Annotated in this window: 18 protein-coding genes and 1 riboswitch; of the genes, 14 read left to right on the top strand and 4 right to left on the bottom strand. The window is 65.2% G+C overall.

Annotation, left to right across the window (positions count from 1 at the left end):
• Positions 1 to 147: 147 nt before the first annotated feature.
• From FNV92_RS30320 to FNV92_RS30300, 5 genes are all read left to right on the top strand, one after another.
• The gene (locus FNV92_RS30320) at positions 148 to 1230 is read left to right on the top strand and encodes a branched-chain amino acid aminotransferase (protein WP_015688544.1); all 1083 of its coding nucleotides are present in this window, start codon (positions 148 to 150) and stop codon (positions 1228 to 1230) included.
• Between the two features lie 115 nt (positions 1231 to 1345).
• Positions 1346 to 1870 (top strand): YegJ family protein, encoded by a 525-nt coding sequence (locus FNV92_RS30315; protein ID WP_143843346.1) that lies wholly within the window; start codon positions 1346 to 1348, stop codon positions 1868 to 1870.
• A gap of 48 nt (positions 1871 to 1918) precedes the next feature.
• Positions 1919 to 3439 (top strand): histidine--tRNA ligase, encoded by a 1521-nt coding sequence (hisS, locus tag FNV92_RS30310; protein ID WP_143843347.1) that lies wholly within the window; start codon positions 1919 to 1921, stop codon positions 3437 to 3439.
• Positions 3440 to 3538: 99 nt separating this feature from the next.
• A complete protein-coding gene (locus FNV92_RS30305) occupies positions 3539 to 3742 on the top strand; it encodes a tautomerase family protein (protein WP_008144861.1) in 204 nt (67 codons plus the stop codon).
• A gap of 178 nt (positions 3743 to 3920) precedes the next feature.
• On the top strand, positions 3921 to 4313 hold the full coding sequence (locus FNV92_RS30300) for a thioesterase family protein (RefSeq protein WP_143843348.1): 393 nt from the start codon (positions 3921 to 3923) through the stop codon (positions 4311 to 4313).
• Between the two features lie 3 nt (positions 4314 to 4316).
• On the opposite strand, the gene proC is transcribed toward FNV92_RS30300, so the two are convergent.
• Together proC and FNV92_RS30290 are read right to left on the bottom strand one after the other, a co-directional pair.
• The gene (gene proC, locus FNV92_RS30295) at positions 4317 to 5141 is read right to left on the bottom strand and encodes a pyrroline-5-carboxylate reductase (RefSeq protein WP_143843349.1); all 825 of its coding nucleotides are present in this window, start codon (positions 5139 to 5141) and stop codon (positions 4317 to 4319) included.
• A 175-nt stretch (positions 5142 to 5316) separates the two neighbouring features.
• Entirely contained in the window at positions 5317 to 5817 is a 501-nt protein-coding gene (locus FNV92_RS30290; RefSeq protein WP_015688539.1) for a type III secretion system chaperone family protein, read from the bottom strand.
• 420 nt (positions 5818 to 6237) lie between these two features.
• Positions 6238 to 6397, top strand: a riboswitch (FMN riboswitch).
• A gap of 74 nt (positions 6398 to 6471) precedes the next feature.
• On the opposite strand from FNV92_RS30290, the gene FNV92_RS30285 reads away from it, so the two are divergent.
• The 9 genes from FNV92_RS30285 (at position 6472) to FNV92_RS30245 (ending at position 16060) form a co-directional block, all read left to right on the top strand.
• On the top strand, positions 6472 to 7032 hold the full coding sequence (locus FNV92_RS30285) for a 6,7-dimethyl-8-ribityllumazine synthase (RefSeq protein WP_143843350.1): 561 nt from the start codon (positions 6472 to 6474) through the stop codon (positions 7030 to 7032).
• Positions 7033 to 7268: 236 nt separating this feature from the next.
• Positions 7269 to 8459 (top strand): MHYT domain-containing protein, encoded by a 1191-nt coding sequence (locus FNV92_RS30280; protein ID WP_143843351.1) that lies wholly within the window; start codon positions 7269 to 7271, stop codon positions 8457 to 8459.
• Positions 8460 to 8771: 312 nt separating this feature from the next.
• On the top strand, positions 8772 to 9635 hold the full coding sequence (locus FNV92_RS30275) for an FAD binding domain-containing protein (RefSeq protein WP_143843352.1): 864 nt from the start codon (positions 8772 to 8774) through the stop codon (positions 9633 to 9635).
• A 13-nt stretch (positions 9636 to 9648) separates the two neighbouring features.
• Positions 9649 to 10149 (top strand): (2Fe-2S)-binding protein, encoded by a 501-nt coding sequence (locus FNV92_RS30270; protein WP_015688535.1) that lies wholly within the window; start codon positions 9649 to 9651, stop codon positions 10147 to 10149.
• Positions 10146 to 12566: an aerobic carbon-monoxide dehydrogenase large subunit gene (locus FNV92_RS30265; RefSeq protein ID WP_143843353.1), complete on the top strand. Its 2421-nt coding sequence runs from the start codon at positions 10146 to 10148 to the stop codon at positions 12564 to 12566. Before FNV92_RS30270 ends, FNV92_RS30265 begins: the two co-directional genes overlap by 4 nt.
• 106 nt (positions 12567 to 12672) lie before the next feature.
• Entirely contained in the window at positions 12673 to 13539 is an 867-nt protein-coding gene (locus FNV92_RS30260) for an AAA family ATPase (protein WP_143843354.1), read from the top strand.
• Complete coding sequence (locus FNV92_RS30255; protein WP_143843355.1) at positions 13536 to 14744, top strand: vWA domain-containing protein; 1209 nt, start codon at positions 13536 to 13538, stop codon at positions 14742 to 14744. Before FNV92_RS30260 ends, FNV92_RS30255 begins: the two co-directional genes overlap by 4 nt.
• Positions 14745 to 14754: 10 nt before the next feature.
• Entirely contained in the window at positions 14755 to 15594 is an 840-nt protein-coding gene (locus FNV92_RS30250) for an XdhC family protein (protein ID WP_143843356.1), read from the top strand.
• A 10-nt stretch (positions 15595 to 15604) separates the two neighbouring features.
• The gene (locus FNV92_RS30245) at positions 15605 to 16060 is read left to right on the top strand and encodes an SRPBCC family protein (RefSeq protein WP_015688530.1); all 456 of its coding nucleotides are present in this window, start codon (positions 15605 to 15607) and stop codon (positions 16058 to 16060) included.
• Here the strand turns inward: FNV92_RS30245 and FNV92_RS30240 are convergent.
• Both FNV92_RS30240 and FNV92_RS30235 read right to left on the bottom strand, forming a co-directional pair.
• Positions 16052 to 17086 carry a D-alanine--D-alanine ligase family protein gene (locus FNV92_RS30240; RefSeq protein ID WP_168213488.1) on the bottom strand — a complete coding sequence of 345 codons (1035 nt, stop codon included), beginning with the start codon at positions 17084 to 17086 and terminating at the stop codon, positions 16052 to 16054. The two genes, FNV92_RS30245 and FNV92_RS30240, sit on opposite strands and share 9 nt — an antisense overlap.
• Positions 17083 to 18111: a putative zinc-binding metallopeptidase gene (locus FNV92_RS30235; protein WP_143843358.1), complete on the bottom strand. Its 1029-nt coding sequence runs from the start codon at positions 18109 to 18111 to the stop codon at positions 17083 to 17085. Before FNV92_RS30235 ends, FNV92_RS30240 begins: the two co-directional genes overlap by 4 nt.
• Between the last annotated feature and the right edge of the window lie 96 nt (positions 18112 to 18207).

Genomic DNA, 18207 nt, shown 5'->3' with positions numbered 1-18207 from the left:
CATGTCCTCGGCGACATGCTGGCCACGGAAACCGGCCGTAACAAGGCTGGCGGTGGTCCGGCCAGAAACCACATCAAGCCAGCCGGGCCCGAAACAGGGTAGGCAGGCGCCAGGACAGCCGCCACCGGCAGCGGGAGGCCTAAGGACATGAGCATGAAATTCGACATCCAGCCCGCATCCAACCCTACGCCAGAAAAGGACCGCGTCGCCAAGCTGGTGGACCCCGGCTTCGGGCGGGTCTTCACCGATCACATGGCGATCGTCCGCTACAACCAGGCCAAGGGCGGCTGGTACGAGGCCAAGATCGAGGCCCGCACCAACTTCCAGCTCGATCCGGCCGGCGCCGTCCTGCACTATGCCCAGGAAATCTTCGAGGGGCTCAAGGCCTACAAGCGCGACGACGGCGGCGTGAACCTGTTTCGCCCCGACGCCAATGCGCGGCGCTTCAAGGACTCCGCCGATCGCATGGCGATGGCGCAACTGCCCGAGGACGTCTTCATCGAAGCGGTCGAGCAGGTCGTGCGCATTGACCGCGCCTGGATGCCGGGCGGCGAGGGCAGCCTTTACTTGCGGCCCTTCATGATCGCGAGCGAGACCTTCCTCGGCGTCAAGCCGTCGTCCGAATACATCTTCGCGGTGATCGCCTCGCCGGTCGGCTCGTATTTCAAGGGCGGACCCGCGCCCGTCTCGATCTGGGTGTCGGAGAACTACACGCGTGCGGCCGTCGGCGGCACCGGTGCCGTCAAATGCGGCGGCAATTACGCGGCGAGCCTGCGTGCGCAGGCCGAAGCGATCCAGCACGGCTGCGATCAGGTCGTGTTCCTCGACGCGATCGAGCGCCGCTACATCGAGGAGCTCGGTGGCATGAACGTGTTCTTCGTGTTCGAGGACGGCTCGCTGTCGACGCCGCCGCTCGGCACCATCCTGCCCGGCATCACCCGCGACTCCATCATCACGCTCGCCCGGGATGCCGGTAAGACCGTGCGCGAGGAGCCGTACTCGCTCGACCAGTGGCGCAAGGACGCGGCCTCCGGCAAGCTGAAGGAGGCGTTTGCCTGTGGCACTGCCGCCGTGATCTCGCCGATCGGCAAGGTGCGTTCGGTGAGCGGCGATTTCGAGATCGGCGGCGGCGCCGCCGGCCCCGTCGCCATGGGCCTGCGCAAGCAGCTCGTCGACATCCAGTACGGCCGCACCAACGATCCGCACAACTGGATCCGCAAGGTGTTTTGATTTCTTCTCCCTCTCCCCGATTGCGGGGAGAGGGAGAAGAGCGAGCGCCATGAACGCCTCGCCATGATCCTGCGACAAAGCCCGGAGATATCAAGGCATCCCGGACACCGCGATCATGGCATCCACGCTCCCCCAGCCCCTGAAATGGGCCATTCTCGCCGCACTTACCGGCGTCACCATCTTCGGCCTCCTGACCATCGGCCCCGTGCCGGAGGTTGCCGCGGAGGACCGTTCGCCAATCGTCGACGTGCGCACCACCGATCCCGAAATGAACACGGCGATCGCGCGCGCCCGCGGCACGCTCCCGACCTTCTGGGCCTCCTATGAAGCACCAAAGCCGTCGGAAACCGGCCACGCCCTGAAAGTGCGCTTTTCGACCCGCAGGGGCGGCGAGCACATCTGGATCGCCGAGGTGAAGAAGCTGCCGAACGGGGCCTATTCCGGCCGCTTCGCCAACGAGCCGCGCGATCTGCCCGGTAAGCGGGCAGGCGACGAGGTCAAGTTCAGCGAGGCCGACATCTCGGACTGGATGTTCATGCGCAACGGCAAGATCGTCGGCGGGGAAACCATCAAGCCGACGCTGAAATCGCTGCCGAAGGCGGATGCGGATGCGCTGAGGGCCCGGATGGAGCAGCCGTAAGGCAAGCCGCCGGTTGCCGCGTCCCGCGCCGGCTGGTAAACGCCGCGCATGGCCGAAAAACCCAAAAAACCCCAGAAACTGAAGGCGCGCCTGCCGCGCGGGCTCGAGGATCGCGACCCCGCCGCGATCCGGGCGACCCGCGAGATGGTCGAGAAGATCCGCGCCGTCTACGAGCTCTACGGCTTCGAGCCGGTGGAGACGCCGGCGATGGAATACACCGACGCGCTCGGCAAGTTCCTGCCTGACCAGGATCGTCCGAACGAGGGTGTGTTCTCGTTCCAGGACGACGACGAGCAGTGGATCAGCCTGCGCTACGACCTGACCGCGCCGCTCGCCCGCTATGTCGGCGAGCGCTACGGCACCGACGGTCTGGTGTTGCCCTATCGCAGCTACCGCGTCGGCTACGTCTTCCGCAACGAGAAGCCCGGCCCCGGCCGCTTCCGCCAGTTCATGCAGTTCGACGCCGACACGGTCGGCTCGGCGACGCCGGCGGCGGATGCCGAGATCTGCATGATGGCGGCGGATACGATGGAAGCGCTGGGCGTGCAGCGCGGCTCCTATGTCGTGAAGGTGAACAATCGCAAAGTGCTGGACGGCGTTCTGGAAGCCATCGGGCTCGCCGGTGACGAGAATGCGGGCCGCAGGCTGACGGTGCTGCGCGCAATCGACAAGCTCGACAAATTTCCCGCCGACGAAGTCCGCAAATTGCTTGGTCCCGGACGGTGGGATGGGGGCGAAGAAGGCAAGGGCGACTTCACGAAGGGCGCCAATCTGAGCGCGGCGGAGGCCGACGTCGTTCTCGCCATCACCAAGCCGCGGGACGATTGGAAAGAGGCCATTGCCGCGGCAGAAACCTTTCTCGCCAGGAGCGATGTCGGTCAGGCCGGCGTGAGCGAGCTGGAAGAGATTGCCAAGCTGGTCGCGGCGTCGGGTTACGGTGCGGATCGCATCAAGATCGATCCCTCCGTCGTGCGCGGCCTCGAATATTACACCGGCCCCGTCTACGAGGTCGAACTGTTGCTCGAGACCAAGGACGAGAAGGGGCGCCCGGTGCGCTTCGGCTCTGTCGGCGGCGGCGGTCGTTACGACGGCCTCGTCTCGCGCTTCCGCGGCGAGCCGGTGCCGGCGACCGGCTTCTCCATCGGCGTGTCGCGGCTCCAGGCGGCGCTGACGCTGCTCGGCAAGCTCGACACGCGGCCCGAGTTCGGTCCCGTCGTCGTCACCGTGTTCGACCGCGATCGCGTCGCCGACTACCAGAAGATGGTGGCAAGCTTGCGCACCGCCGGCATCCGCGCCGAGCTCTATCTCGGCAATCCCAAGAACATGGGCAACCAGCTCAAATATGCCGACCGCCGCAATGCGCCTTGCGTGATCATCCAGGGCTCCGATGAAAAGGCGCGCGGCGAGGTGCAGATCAAGGATCTGATCGAAGGCGCCAAGGCCGCCGCGGCCATCGCCTCCAACCAGGAATGGCGCGAGAGCCGCCCGGCGCAGTTTTCATGCAGCGAAGTCGATCTCGTCGCGAAAGTGCGCGAGGTGCTGGCGCGCCATGACGTAAAGTGGGGATAGCCATTCCGGCAGGCGTCATGCACGGGCTTGTCCCGGGCATCCACGTCTTGTTTGATGGCGACCGTCAATGGCCGGTGTTCGGCCGCAAGGGAGAGAACGATGCCTGAGATTACTGTCAGCATGGCCGAAGGCCGCACCGACGAGCAGAAGGCCGGCATGATGCGCGACATCACCCAGGCGCTGGTGAAGAATCTCGGCGTCGATGCCGATGCCGTCGTCATCCAGATCAACGAAGCCCCGCTCCGCCATAAGATGAAGGGCGGCAAGACGTTCGTCGAGCGCGCGGCGGCGGCGAAGAAATAGCCACCGGTATATCGGCAAGCACCACTGTCGTCCTCGTGAAAGCGGGGACCCATAACCACAGAGAGTGGTTGTGGAAGCGAACCGGTAACTCCGAGTCTTCGCCAAACTCAATCCTGTGATGATGGGTCCCGGATCGGCGCTTCGCTTGTCCGGGACGACAGCGGAGTTTCAGGCACCCATGGACGCACGCGATTTCATCAAGGTCGGCATGAGTGCCGAGCGCATGCTGGTGGTCCCGGCGGAGCGCACCGTCGGGCATTTCGTGCCGGGTATGCCGATGGTCTATGCGACGCCGATGATGATCCTGGAGATGGAGATGACGTCGGGCGATGCGATCCGCGCGGCGCTGCAGCCGGGCTGGGTCACGGTCGGCACAGAGGTCGACATCCGCCATCTTGCCGCGGCGCTGGTCGGTGCAACGGTGCGGACCACCGCGAAGGTCGTTGCGGTCGAGCGCCGTGTCATCCGTTTCGAGGTTGAGGCGTTCGAAGGCACCCGCAAGCTCGGCGAAGGCCGCCACGCCCGCGGGCTCGTCAATGTCGAGATGTTCAACAAACGACTCGAGGCGTAGCCGCTACTTCGCCAATTCCTTCGACCGCAGCGTCGCCGCGGCGATCGCGCGGATCATCAGGTCACGCAGGCCGGGCTCGCCCATCAGCACGCCGAGGGCCGCGGCAGTGGTGCCACCGGGCGAGGTGACGTTCTGGCGCAACGTGCTGGAGGCAAGCTCCGACTGGTGCAGCAGTTCGCCGGAGCCGGCGACCGTTTCGCGCGCGAGCTTCGTCGCCAGCGCCTCGGGCAATCCCGCCTCGACGCCGGCACGCGCGAGCTCTTCGGCGAGCAGGAACACATAGGCCGGGCCCGAGCCGGAGACGGCGGTCACCGCATCCATCAGGCCTTCATCCTCGACCCATTCGACCGAGCCGGTGGCGCGCAGCAGCGCATCCGCCACCGCGCGCTGCTGTGCGCTGACATCGTTCGCGGCGACCGCAACGGTGATGCCGCGGCCGATCGCGGCCGGCGTGTTCGGCATCGCGCGCACGACGGCGCCGCCGCAGGCCTCCTGAAGCGAGGCGATCGTGGTTCCCGCCATGATCGAGACGACCGAGGTTGTCTCCGAAACGAACGATCTCAGCCTGGCGCCGGCCTCGCGGAACATCTGCGGCTTCACAGCGACGACCATCGTCTCGACGGCACCGGCCGCCTTCACATCGGGATTGAGCGCCACGCCCCTGCCGGCAAGCGCGGTGATCTCGGGCGAGATGTGCGGATCGACCACCGCGACGCGGCGCGGGTCGAGCCCGCCCGCCAGCCATCCGGTCAGCAGCGCGCCGCCCATCTTGCCGGCGCCGGCGAGCAGGATGGTGCCGGAGATGTTTTGGAGAGTGCTGTTTGCCATCGCTGCTGCCACATACTCGTGTCGTCCCCGCGAAGGCGGGGACCCATAAACACAGGCGGTTCTAATGGACGAAGGGCAGAGCAACAAGCGTCGCGAGACAAAGCGAAATTACGCGGTATGGCTCCCGGATCTGCGCTTCGCTTGTCCGAGACGACGGCGGAGAGCGAGGCCGGGCCTACGCCTCTCCCACCGTGTCGAACATCGCGGCGTCCATCGCCTGCGCGGTGGTCTTGCCGGCCCACACCACGAACTGGAACGCGGGGAAGTAGCGCTCGCAGGCGTGGATGGCGCCGGCGAGCATGGCTTCGCATTGCGCGGTCGAGGCGGTGAGGCCGCCCGGCAGCACCAGGGCCTGACGATGCATGATCATGCCGCTGTTGGTCCAGAGGTCGAAATGGCCGACCCACAATTGCTCGTTGACCGCGGCGACGAGCCGCTGCACCTCGCTCCGGCGCGCGACCGGAATCTTCATGTCGAAGGCGCAGGCCAGATGCAGCGCCTCGATCTCGCCCATCCAGGTGAAGGAGATCTGGTAGTCGGTCCATTGTCCCTTGGAGACAATCGTGAGTTCGTCTTCGCCGGAGCGTTCAAACGGCCAGTTGTTGCTGGCAGCAATATCTTCGACCACCGCGAGCGGGTGACTTCTGGAATCGATAGTGCCTTCGAGCAGGGACATGCCGTCTCGACCTCTTGCCTTTTTGTTGTCTTTGATACGCACGCGGTTGGTCCGGCGCGCGCTCCCCCAGTTATCGCTGGGACGATCCCTCGGAGTCGCTGTTGCGGTCCCGGGATCAGCGCGGCTTGTCGCGGATCAACTGATGTGATTTGCGGAATCTGCGCAACTGGCTGCCGAGTCCGTCCACAAGTCAGGACTCGTTCGTCCACAGCTCATCTCACGGCCACAATTCTTAACGAAGAGAACAAACAGGAATCGGATTCGCCAAAGGCGCCAATCGTTAATTCCGCCGCGGGAGGCCCGGACCTTCAGGAGCACCCCCAGGCCGGCATGGGACCATGCGTTTTTCCATGCGGAACACGCTTGCTGCAGCCCCGAACCGGCGTCATATTTCCATCCAGGCCGTTCATTCCGGACGGCCGATGTTCTCAGGGCGGGGTGAAAGTCCCCACCGGCGGTAAGGGCCGAAAGGCCTAAGCCCGCGAGCGCCTTCCCCAAGGTTTCTTGCCAAGGGGAGGGGTCAGCAGATTCGGTGCGACTCCGAAGCCGACGGTTAAAGTCCGGATGAAAGAGAACGGTCGGTGGCAGACGCATCGCGAGGTGCGGCTGTTTGTCGTTCCGTGTGCCCTGATTCTGGTCCTTTAAGGGAAAGCCATGAATCAGATGTTGCAAGACCCCCAAGCTGAAACCTCCAAAGCCGAAACGTCCCAGACACAGCCGCCGGTTCCAGTCACCGAACATCCGCGTTTTGCAAAACCGCAGCGGGTGGCCTTCGTGCAGGCCTGCTGGCACCGCGACGTCGTCGAGGAAGCCCGCATCGCCTTCGTCAGGGAGGCCGAGGCGCGGCATCTCACCCATGTCGACGTTTTCGAGGTGCCGGGATCGTTCGAGATCCCGCTGCATGCGCAGGTCCTGGCCAAGACACGGCGCTACACCGCGATCGTCGCCGCCGGCCTCGTCGTCGACGGCGGCATCTATCGTCACGAGTTCGTCGCCGACACCGTGATCAAGGCGCTGATGGACGTGCAACTGCGCACCGAAGTGCCGGTGTTCTCGGCCGTGCTGACGCCGCAGCAATTCCACGAGACCGAAGTGCACTACGATTTCTTCCGCAGGCACTTTGCGATCAAGGGCGTCGAAGTTGCGGCAGCCTGTGCGGAGACGTTGCTCGGCCTCGAGCGCCTGCGCGGCCAGGTCGCGGCGGGAATTGTGTGAGGACGCAACAGCTCTCATCCCTCATCCTGAGGAGCGCGTAGCGCGTCTCGAAGGATGAAGGCCCGACTATTGCTTCTCGGCCTGCATGGTTCGAGACGGCGCTCGCGCGCCTCCTCACCATGAGGGTCTAGCACCGTGCCAAGTCACGCGCCGCTGATTGTCAATCCCGCCGCCGTCCCTATAAAGTCGGCGGCGGGAGGAGGCCGTGCCGTGGAGACGGGGCGGCCAATAAGATCATGTTCGAAGGACACGATCCCTATCTCGTCGCGCTCTCTGTGGCGATCGCGAGTCTGGGTGGCTATACCGGCTTTGCGCTTGCGGCTCGCATCCGCAACACGCCCGGCGTCAGCAACCGGGTTCTGCTCGCGGGTGCGGCCGCGTTTCTGGCCGTCGGCATCTGGACCATGCATTTCGTCGGCATGCTGGCCGCGCCGCTGCCGCCCGACACGGCTTACCTCGTCCTGCCCACCATCATCTCATTCCTGATCTGCGCATTGGTGGTCGGCATCTCACTGTTCTTTGTCTCCATCGGCGAGCCGTCTTTGAGAAGGGTAGCCTCCTCGGCCGTGCTGCTCGGCGTCGGCATCGCCAGCATGCATTATGTCGGGATTCACGGACTCGCCGGGCCGTTTGCCATCGTGCACGACCGAACCATGGTGCTGCTGTCGGTTCTGGTTGCGATCGTCACCGCCTATGGCGGCCTGCGCGCCTTCCTCGCGCAGCAGGAGGGCGTTCGCCTGATCGTCAGCTCGGTCGTTTTCGGCGTGGCTGTCTCGGGAATGCACTACACGGCGATGCTGGGCATGCATTTCGAGCCGCTGACGGGCGCGGCGCACCACCATGTCGGCGGCCTTGCCGCGTCGCAGCAAATTCTCTCGATCGTGGTCGCCGTGCTGTGCTTCGTGATTGCGGCCGGCTTCTTGTTGTCTCTGGTTCCCGATTCACGGCGGCAGGCTCCGGCGTTAATTGCCGCTGACCCGGCTCCCCCTCCGGCTGAACCTGCCGCTGCGGAGCCGGCTGCCGCACCTGCGCGACCGCTGGGGCCGCTCGGTGGCCTTGGTCAACCGCCCCGCGCGCCCGCGCCGCGGCTTCCGGTCGAGAGCGCCGATGGCACGCACTTCATAGACACCGCCAATGTCCGCAGCGTTCGCGCCGACGCTCATTACACCCGCGTCCATGACGGCACCCGCGAGCGGATGTGCCCGTGGTCGATCTCGGAGGCCGAGGCGCAACTCGATCCCTCGCTGTTCCTCCGCGTGCACCGCAGCCATATCGTCGCCCTCCCCCATGTCGCGCTGGTCCGGAAGGAGGGCGATGGCGCCGTGCTCGAGCTCGACGGCCCGTCGCCGCACCGGGTTCCCGTAAGCCGGGCCAAAATCGCCGAAGTGAAGGCGCGGCTGGGTCTGGCGAACCGGCGGCAGGCGTAGCTGCATCGGAGGTGCGCTCCCTCCCCCGCTTGCGGGGGAGGGTCGGGGAGAGGGTGTCTCCGCAGAGAGATTCCCCAAGAGGAGGGAGCCCCCACCCGGCGCTTCGCGCCGACCTCCCCCGCAAGCGGGAGAGGTTGCAGCGGAGCAAGCTGCCCATACGTCCCCACCCCTGACGCAATTCGTGCGTGCCCACCCGCAATTCGTGCAAAAACCCCCTCTTTGTGCCCGAATGATTGCGGGCCGCCCTGCCGGGAGTGACCTTTCCCGTCAACGTCCGCGCCGTCACGCGCAAAGGACGACGAGGAGGAGATGATGATCCCGGGCTCATTCAGCTATCACCGGCCGGCGAGTGTCGCCGACGCCGTCAAGCTCTTGGCAGACCTCGGCGAGGATGCGCGGCCACTGGCCGGCGGGCACAGTCTGGTGCCGATGATGAAGCTGCGACTCGCCAGTCCCGCCCATCTGATCGACCTGCACGGCATCGCCGGGTTGAAGGGCATCAGCCGCAACGGCGATACTGTCGTGATCGGCGCAATGACCACCCAGCACGATTTGCTGGCCTCCGACGAGATCGCCAGATCGGCGCCAATCCTGCACGAGACGGCGCTCCTCATCGCCGACCCGCAGGTTCGCTACCGCGGCACGATCGGCGGCAATGTCGCCAATGGCGATCCAGGCAACGACATGCCGGCGCTGATGATGACGCTGGGCGCGAGCTACCGGCTCGAAGGTCCCGGCGGCGCCCGTGACCTGCCGGCCGCGGATTTCTACCAGGGGGCCTACTTCACGGCGCTTGAGCCCGGCGAAATCCTGACCTCCGTCTCGTTCCCGGCGCTCGCCGCCGACCACGGCTACGCCTACGAAAAGCTCAAGCGCAAGGTCGGCGATTACGCGACCGCGGCCGCCGCTGTCGTGCTGACCATGGCCGGCGGCAAGGTCGCGAGCTGCACGATCGGGCTCACCAACGTCCACGAGACGCCGCTGCTCGCCGCCGACGCGGCCAAGGCGGTGATCGGCACAAGTCTCGATGCTGCCACGCTCAAGAAAGCGGCCGCAGCCGCGGAAGCGATCATGGCGCCGGCCGCCGATGCTCGCGGTCCGGTTGAATACAGAAAACATGTCGGCGGCATCATGGTGACGCGTGCGCTGCAGCGCGCCGCCGCCAGGGCGAAATGAGGGGAGAGGATCGATGGCAAAAACACACGTAACCATGAAGGTGAACGGCGCCGAGGTCGAAGGCCTCGTCGAGCCGCGCACGCTGCTGGTGCATTTCATCCGTGAAAATCTGCAGTTGACCGGCACGCATATCGGCTGCGAGACCACCCATTGCGGTGCCTGCACCGTCGATATCGACGGCATGTCGGTGAAATCCTGCACCATGTTCGCCGTGCAGGCCGACGGCAGCGACATCATCACGGTGGAAGGTATCGCCAATGCCGACGGCACGCTGTCGGCGCTGCAGGAAGGCTTCCGCATGATGCACGGCCTGCAATGCGGCTTCTGCACGCCCGGCATGATCGTCCGCGCGCATCGGCTGCTCAAGGAAAATCCTTCGCCGAGCGAGCCGGAAATCCGCATGGGCATCTCCGGCAACATCTGCCGCTGCACCGGCTACCAGAACATCGTCAAGGCAATCCAGTACGCGAGCGCCAAGATCAACGGCGTGGAATTCCAGGAGGCCGCAGAATGAATGACCTCACTCCCACGCGGGAACAACGCACCGCCGCGCTCGAAGGCATGGGCTGCAAGCGCAAGCGCGTCGAGGATATCCGCTTCACGCAAGGCAGGGGCAACTACGTCGACGACGTCAAGCTGCCGGGCATGCTGCATGGCGACTTCGTCCGCTCGCCGCATCCGCATGCGCGCGTCAAGACAATCGATGACAGCGCGGCGCTGAAGGTCCCCGGTGTGCTCGCGGTGATCACCGCGGAGACGCTGAAAACCGTCAATCTGGCCTGGATGCCGACACTCGCCGGCGACGTGCAGATGGTGCTGGCCGACGGCAAGGTGCTGTTCCAGAACCAGGAGGTCGCCTTCGTCGTCGCCACCGACCGCTATGCGGCGGACGACGGCATCAACGCGGTCATCGTCGAATACGAACCGTTGCCGCCGTTGGTCGATCCCTTCAAGGCGATGGATGCCGGCGCCCCGGTGTTGCGCGAGGACCTCGTCGGCAAGATGTCCGGCGCGCATGGTCCGCGCAAGCACGACAACCATATCTTTGAGTGGACCGTCGGCGACAAGGACCTCACAGACGCCGCCTTCAGAAAGGCGGAGGTCACCATCAAGGAGATGATCTCCTATCACCGCACCCATCCGTCTCCGCTCGAGACCTGCCAGTGCGTCTGCTCCTTCGACAAGATCAAGGGCGAGCTGACGATCTACGGCACCTTCCAGGCCCCGCATGTGATCCGCACGGTGGTGGCGCTCATCGCGAAGATTCCGGAGCACAAGATCCACGTGATCGCGCCCGATATCGGCGGCGGCTTCGGCAACAAGGTCGGCGCCTATCCCGGCTATATCTGTGCGGCGGTCGCCTCCATCGTCACCGGCAAGCCGGTGAAATGGGTCGAGGATCGCATCGAAAACCTCACCTCGACCTCGTTCGCGCGCGACTATCACATGACAACCGAGATCGCGGCGACCAGGGACGGCAAGGTTACGGGGCTGCGCGTCCACGTGCTGGCCGATCACGGCGCGTTCGATGCCTGCGCCGACCCGTCGAAATGGCCGGCCGGCTTCTTCAACATCGTCACCGGCTCCTACGACTTCCCGACCGCGCATCTGGCTGTCGACGGCGTCTACACCAACAAGGCGCCGGGCGGCGTCGCCTACCGCTGCTCGTTCCGCGTCACGGAGGCGGCCTATTGCATCGAGCGCGCCATGGATATTCTGGCGCAGAAGCTCAAGATAGATCCGGCCGAGCTGCGGCTGAAGAACTTCATCAAGCCGGAGCAATTCCCGTATCACTCGGCTCTGGGGTGGGAATACGATTCCGGCGACTACCACACCGCCATGCGCAAGATGATGGAGACCACCGGCTACGCCGCGCTTCGCAAGGAGCAGGCGGACAAGCGCGCCGCCTTCACGCGCGGCGACACCCGCGAGATCATGGGCCTCGGCATCTCCTTCTTCACCGAGATCGTCGGTGCCGGGCCGTCGAAGAACTGCGACATCCTCGGCATCGCCATGTTCGACTCTTGCGAGATCCGCATGCACCCAACGGGCGCCGGGATCGCGCGGGTCGGCTCCAAGAGCCAGGGCCAGGGCCATGAGACCACCTGGGCCCAGATCATCGCGACCGAAATCGGCATTCCCGCCGACAACATCATGGTCGAGGAAGGCAATACCGACACCGCACCTTACGGGCTCGGCACCTACGGTTCGCGCTCCACGCCGGTGGCGGGCGCCGCGATCGCCATGGCCGCGCGAAAGATCAAGGCCAAGGCGCAGATGATCGCGGCCTACAAGCTCGAGGTCCACGAGGACGATCTCGAGTTCGACATCGACGGCTTCCGCGTGCGGGGCCTGCCGGAGAAATTCATGTCGATGAAGGATATCTGCTGGGCGGCCTACAACTCGGTGCCCCCCGGCATGGAGCCGGGGCTGGAGGCGGTGAGCTACTACGATCCACCCAACATGACCTATCCGTTCGGCGCCTATCTCTGTGTGATGGACATCGACGTCGACACCGGCGTGTACAAGGTCCGGCGCTTCTACGCGCTCGACGATTGCGGCACCCGTATCAACCCGATGATCATCGAGGGCCAGGTCCACGGTGGCCTCACCGAAGCCTTCGCCATCGCGATGGGCCAGGAGATCCGCTACGACGAGGTCGGCAACGTCGTCACCGGCTCGTTCATGGACTTCTTCATGCCGACCGCGGTGGAGACGCCGCATTGGGAGACCGACTTCACCGTCACCCCGTCGCCGCATCACCCGATCGGTGCCAAGGGCGTCGGCGAAAGCCCGAATGTCGGCGGCGTGCCGGCCTTCTCCAACGCCGTCAACGACGCGTTCTCTTTCCTGGGGTCCACGCACATCCAGATGCCGCACGATTTCTGGCGCAACTGGAAGGCCGCGAAGGAGCTCGGGGCGGTGGCGTAATGTTGTCGTCATTGCGAGGAGCGAAGCGACGAAGCAATCCAGACTTTCTCTGCTGCGGCATTCCTGGATTGCTTCGCTTCGCTCGCGATGACGGAGGAGTATGGCGATGAAAGGCCGGGACGAGATCGCGCAAGCTTTGGCCGCATCGGGCTATATCGCCGATGCGGATCTCGCGACCGCGATCTCGCTGATGCAATTGTTGCGGCGTCCGCTGCTGCTCGAAGGCGAGGCGGGCGTCGGCAAAACCGAGGTGGCGAAGGCGCTGGCCAAAGTGCACGCGACCGAGCTGATCCGGCTGCAATGCTATGAAGGCCTCGACCAGTCCTCCGCGCTCTATGAGTGGAACTATCAGCGCCAGCTGCTGGCGATTCAGGCGCATCGCGGCGTCGACAGCATCGAGGACCAGGTGTTCTCGGAAAAGTATCTGCTGGAGCGTCCGCTGCTGGCCGCGATCCGCCGCCCGAAGGCGCCGGTGCTGCTGATCGACGAGATCGACCGCGCCGACGACGAGTTCGAGGCGTTCCTGCTGGAGCTGCTGTCCGACTTCCAGGTCTCGATTCCCGAGCTCGGCACCATCCCTGCGGTCACCATCCCGCATGTGGTGCTGACCTCGAACGGCACGCGCGAGCTGTCCGACGCGCTGCGCCGGCGCTGCCTCTATCACTATGTTGACTATCCCGACGTCGACCGCGAGACCCGCATCATCCTGGCGCGGGTCAACGGCGCAAGCCCATCGCTGTCGCTCCAGATCGCCCGCATGGTCGAGGGTATACGCAAGGAGGAGCTGCGCAAGGTGCCGGGCGTCGCCGAGACGCTGGATTGGGCGGCGGCCCTCGTCGGCCTCGACATTCGCGATCTCAACGATGCGCCCGAGTCAGTGCATGAGACACTGATCTGTCTTTTGAAGACGCATGAAGACCGCGCGCGGGTCACGCCGGAGGTGACACAGCGCTTGTTGGGGAAGGTCGCATGAGTTGCTGCGGATCCAGCCCCGGATATGACGACCTCGACCAGGTCTCCCGCCTGGTCTCTGCAAGGCTTGCCGCCTTCCTGCGTACCCTGCGCGATGCCGGCTTTCGCGTGGGACTGGCCGAAGGGCAAGACGCGGCGACGCTGATGTCGTCAGGCTACGCGGGGCGGCCCGGCCTCTTGCGCGCCGCGTTCAAGCACCTCTTCTCGGCGCGCAAATCCGACTGGGACAAGTTCGACGGTCTGTTCGATGCATTCTGGCTGGGCAAGCGCGTGCGCTCGCGCTCCCGCACCATCGGTTCTGCGCCCGGCGCCAGCAATCCCTCGCTGAAGAGCTTGCAGGATGCGGCAGCGGAGCAGGGCGGCAGCCAATCCATCACCGACCAGCTTCCGTCCTCCGACGACGCGCCGGAAGGCCGCTCCGGCGACGGCCGCATGGAAGGTGCTTCGCCGGCGGAGAATATCGCCGAGGTCGATTTTAGAATGCTCAGCGATCCCGATCAGGTCGCAGAGGCCCACGAGGCCGCAGCGCAGCTCGCACGGGCGATGCGCACACGCCTGACCCGGCGGGATCTGGCGCGCCGGCGCGGCTACCGGCTCGATCTCCGGCGGACGATTCATCGCAACATCAGCCATGGCGGCGTGCCGATCAGCCTGGTGAAACGGCAACGCAAGGACAAGCCGCTGCGGCTAATCGTGCTGCTCGATGCGTCCGGCTCGATGAGCATGTACACGTCCGTGTTCCTGCGCTTCATCCACGGCGTGCTCGACCAGTTCCGCGAGGCCGAGGCGTTCCTGTTTCACACGCGCCTTGCCTATGTCTCCGATGCGATGAAAGAGAAGAACGCCGCTCGCGCGCTCGACCGGCTCTCGATCATGGCGCAGGGCGCAGGCGGCGGCACCAAGATCGGCGAGAGCCTGCAGACCTTCAACCGCTGGCACGCCCGGCGGGTGATCCATTCGCGCAGCTGCGTGATGATCGTGTCGGACGGCTACGAGACTGGCGATGCCGCCTTGCTCGGGCGGGAGATGGCCGTGCTGTCGCGGCGCTGCCGTCGCATCGTCTGGCTCAACCCGATGATGGCCTGGGAAGGCTACACGCCCGAGGCGAGGGGCATAAGAGCGGCACTGCCGCATGTCGATCTCTACGCGCCCGCGAACTCGCTGCAAAGCCTGCGCGCGCTCGAACCCTATCTGATGAAGCTCTGAGGAGGCACCGGTGACCGCTCAAGTCGAAGTGCTGGATCTCGTGGCGCGGATGAAGGCCGCCGAGCGCGCCTTCGTTCTTGCGACCGTCGTGCGCACCGTTTCGGTCACCGCAGCCAAGGCCGGAGCCAAGGCGATCATTGCGGCCGACGGCACCATTGTCGCGGGGTGGATCGGCGGCGGCTGCGCCAAGGGTGCGGTACTGAGGGCGGCGCGCGAGGCGCTCGCCGACGCCGAGCCTCGCATGGTCTCGGTGCAGCCGGAGAATCTCCTGGCCGAGCTCGGCGTCAGCGCCGGCGAGAGCCGCGACGGCATCCGCTTTGCCAGCAACATGTGCCCGAGCAAGGGCACCATGGACATTTTCGTCGAGCCGGTGTTGCCGCATCCCTCGCTGGTCGTTCTCGGCGCAAGTCCGGTGGCGCTGTCGCTGGCGGCGCAGGCGCGCGTGCTCGGCTATCACGTCACGTTCGCCGCGCCCGCCGCCGATCTCACGGCGCAGCCGGATGCCGACACCCTCATCGATGGCTACCAGCTGGGTGAGCTCAACGACGCCAAGCGCTTCGTCGTGGTCTCGACACAAGGCAAGGGCGACGAAGCCGCCTTGCGCGCGGCGGTCGCGACCAAAGCCGACTATCACGCCTTCGTCGGCAGCCGCCGCAAGATGGCGTCGCTACGTGCAAAGCTGATCGCGGAAGGCGCCAGCGCCGCTGCGATCGACGATTTCAAGGCGCCGGCCGGGCTCGATCTCGGCGCCATCACACCGGAGGAGATCGCGATGTCAATTCTCGCCGAGATCACCCGGGAACGGCGGCGCGGCCAGCGTGCCGCCAATCAGTCAGCAAGCAGAGAGTGAGACACCGATCATGCAGATGAACGACAGCCAGCGTATTCCCGCCTCACGCGAGCAAGTCTGGGCGGCGCTGAACGATCCCGCTGTGCTGAAGCAGTGCATCCCCGGCTGCCAGTCGCTCGAGGTGACCGCGCCGAACGAGATGACGGCGACGGTGGTCTTCAAGGTCGGTCCGGTGAAGGCGACGTTCAGCGGCAAGGTGACGTTGTCCGATTTCGATCCGCCCAACGCCTATCGCATCTCGGGCGAGGGCTCCGGCGGTGTCGCCGGCTTCGCCAAGGGCGGTGCTCTCGTGCGGCTGGAGTCCGAAAGCACGGAGGTCACGGTACTGCATTACGAGGTCGACGCGCAGATCGGCGGCAAGCTCGCCCAGCTCGGCGCGCGACTGATCAACTCGACCGCGACGAAGCTGGCGGGCGAGTTCTTCAAATCGTTTGCCGAGGTGGTGAGCGCGAAGGCCTCAGCCTAGCGACACCCCTGCCTTCGCCCGGCTGATTCCAAGCATCAGGATGCGCTGCAGGAGAGCCGGATATTTGAGCCCGGCATGGAGAGCCGCCGTGGCGAACTCCTGGCTCTTGGCAATCTCGGGGTTGGGATTGGCTTCGATGAAATACGGCGTGCCGTCGGCGGCAAGACGAAAATCGATCCGCGCGTAGCCGTCGAGGCCAAGCGCCCGGTAGATGCGTTTCGCGGCCCGCTGGATGCGGGCGGTCACTTCGGGCGGGAGATCTTTTGCCGGCCCGTCGACGATGCCGAGCTTCTCCTGATAGTCGGTGTCGTGCTTGGCTTTCTCCGTGGCGATGTGGCGTGACCTGCGCCCGCCCATGCTGCCGAACTTCAACTCCCACACCGGCAGAACGCGCAGGCGATTGTTGCCGAGCACGCCGACATAAAGCTCGCGTCCCTCGATGAATTGCTCTGCGATGGCGGCGGTTTCGCTCCGATCGTGGATGAAGGCGACGCGCTCCGCGAGCTTTTCGTCGGTATCGACGATGGAGGCCTGAGAAATGCCGGCAGACCCATCCATGTTGAGGGCCTTGACGATCAGCGGCAGCGCAAGATGCTTCGGCCGCTTGACCTTGCGTCGCATCGGGAAGACGGCGAAGGCGGGCACCGCGATGCGGCGATGGTGCACCAGCGTCTTGGACAGATCCTTGCCGCGCGCCAGAATCAGGCCGCGCGGATTGCAGCCGGTATAGGGGACCTTCATCAGCTCGAGATAGCTGGCGATGTGCTGGTCGTAGGCGACGTTGTTGTGGAATTCTTCCAGCAGCGTGAAGGCCACGTGCGGCTTGAACTGCTCGATCGCTTCGCGGACCGGTCTGATTTCCTCCTGGGCACCGAGGACCCGGACCTCATGGCCGGCCGCGCGCAGGGTGCTGACGACGTCGTATTCCGTCTTCCAGTTGTTGATTTCCTGAGGGGTATAACCCTCGGAGGAGTCCGGAGGTATGAAGTCCGGATGCATCAGCACGAGAATACGCAGTCGTCTCATAGCGCGATCCATTTGCGCCGAGACGGGCCGAACATCGTGTGCATCGTCTTGGCGGTCACGAGGACGGTGAAATCGAGAACGAGCTTCTGTTCGGGACCGACTGCGCGCAGGTCGAGCTCGCGGCAGCGGGAGATCATCTCGTCGAGCACGGCATCGAGCGTCAACTGATTCTCGCCCGTCCATCGCGCCACCAATTGCCTGATGTGGGCGCGGTGCCGCCTGATCAGGGCAGAAGCCGGCTTCGACCGGTGATGCCGTGGATCGGCTGAAAACAGCCGGGAGAGATCGCGGTCGTAGGTCTTCGGAGGCGTGAAGGCGTAGAACGCCTGCTTCTTCTTGTAGTGCTCTTCGAGCGTCTGGCTGAGCCGACCCAGCGGGTCGACACGCTCTCGCGTCGTGATCAGCGGTCGCTTTCCCGCGATCTCGCTCATCAGCTCGTCGACATATTCGAGCTTCTTCAGTGCCGGCCAACCCTCATATCGCGTCCGCCAGTTCGAGCGCGGCCGCAGCCACACCGCAAAGGTCTCGGCGAAATCTTCATCCGGATGGCTCTGCGCATACCATAGCCTGAGATGCTGGACGTAGCGCCGGCTCGCCGGATTGGGCCGGTAGTAGCGCGGATAGTGTTTCGATGACGGGCCGAACAGCTGCTGCCAGCGCCGCCGGCGCTGCAGCTGGTAGCCGTGCTGGATGGCGTGGCCCGCTTCGTGACGGAGGATGGCCATGCACTCGCGCCAGGTTCCCCCCTCGACGTCGAACATCATCTTCTTCTCCAGCTTCATCAGGCGGGGATGAGCGAGATAGAACGGAATGGCGATGCCGGGCACGCCGCCCGGACTGAACCATTCGCTCGACATCCAGGTGTGCGGTCGCAGCCGGATGCCGCGCTCTTCCAGCTCCTCGTGGAGCGTACTGACGCAATCCTCCAGCCAGGTGCCTTCGACCGTGACCCTCAGGCTGGAGAGGCGTTGCTTGAGCAACTCGTCATCCGGCAGTTTCTCCCAGGCAAATTTCCGGCTCGGCATCAGGCATCCAGAGGGCAGAGATGACTCGGCATCCGGATGATGTCACGGGCGGCGGCAGGCAACAACCCGTGGGGGCTGCGTAAGGGACGCAAGGAG

Origin of the sequence: Bradyrhizobium cosmicum (assembly GCF_007290395.2) — a bacterium.
Lineage (GTDB): Bacteria > Pseudomonadota > Alphaproteobacteria > Rhizobiales > Xanthobacteraceae > Bradyrhizobium > Bradyrhizobium cosmicum.
The sequence above is the reverse complement of the archived record's forward strand: the minus strand, read 5'-3'. Positions and strand labels throughout refer to the sequence as shown.

Bases quoted from the DNA above. Each gene is read 5' to 3' on its own strand.
- FNV92_RS30320 (WP_015688544.1), top strand. From the start codon at position 148: ATGAGCATGAAATTCGACATCCAGCCCGCATCCAACCCTACGCCAGAA.
- FNV92_RS30315 (WP_143843346.1), top strand. From the start codon at position 1,346: ATGGCATCCACGCTCCCCCAGCCCCTGAAATGGGCCATTCTCGCCGCA.
- hisS (WP_143843347.1), top strand. From the start codon at position 1,919: ATGGCCGAAAAACCCAAAAAACCCCAGAAACTGAAGGCGCGCCTGCCG.
- FNV92_RS30305 (WP_008144861.1), top strand. From the start codon at position 3,539: ATGCCTGAGATTACTGTCAGCATGGCCGAAGGCCGCACCGACGAGCAG.
- FNV92_RS30300 (WP_143843348.1), top strand. From the start codon at position 3,921: ATGGACGCACGCGATTTCATCAAGGTCGGCATGAGTGCCGAGCGCATG.
- proC (WP_143843349.1), bottom strand. From the start codon at position 5,141: ATGGCAAACAGCACTCTCCAAAACATCTCCGGCACCATCCTGCTCGCC.
- FNV92_RS30290 (WP_015688539.1), bottom strand. From the start codon at position 5,817: ATGTCCCTGCTCGAAGGCACTATCGATTCCAGAAGTCACCCGCTCGCG.
- FNV92_RS30285 (WP_143843350.1), top strand. From the start codon at position 6,472: ATGAATCAGATGTTGCAAGACCCCCAAGCTGAAACCTCCAAAGCCGAA.
- FNV92_RS30280 (WP_143843351.1), top strand. From the start codon at position 7,269: ATGTTCGAAGGACACGATCCCTATCTCGTCGCGCTCTCTGTGGCGATC.
- FNV92_RS30275 (WP_143843352.1), top strand. From the start codon at position 8,772: ATGATCCCGGGCTCATTCAGCTATCACCGGCCGGCGAGTGTCGCCGAC.
- FNV92_RS30270 (WP_015688535.1), top strand. From the start codon at position 9,649: ATGGCAAAAACACACGTAACCATGAAGGTGAACGGCGCCGAGGTCGAA.
- FNV92_RS30265 (WP_143843353.1), top strand. From the start codon at position 10,146: ATGAATGACCTCACTCCCACGCGGGAACAACGCACCGCCGCGCTCGAA.
- FNV92_RS30260 (WP_143843354.1), top strand. From the start codon at position 12,673: ATGAAAGGCCGGGACGAGATCGCGCAAGCTTTGGCCGCATCGGGCTAT.
- FNV92_RS30255 (WP_143843355.1), top strand. From the start codon at position 13,536: ATGAGTTGCTGCGGATCCAGCCCCGGATATGACGACCTCGACCAGGTC.
- FNV92_RS30245 (WP_015688530.1), top strand. From the start codon at position 15,605: ATGCAGATGAACGACAGCCAGCGTATTCCCGCCTCACGCGAGCAAGTC.
- FNV92_RS30240 (WP_168213488.1), bottom strand. From the start codon at position 17,086: ATGAGACGACTGCGTATTCTCGTGCTGATGCATCCGGACTTCATACCT.
- FNV92_RS30235 (WP_143843358.1), bottom strand. From the start codon at position 18,111: ATGCCGAGCCGGAAATTTGCCTGGGAGAAACTGCCGGATGACGAGTTG.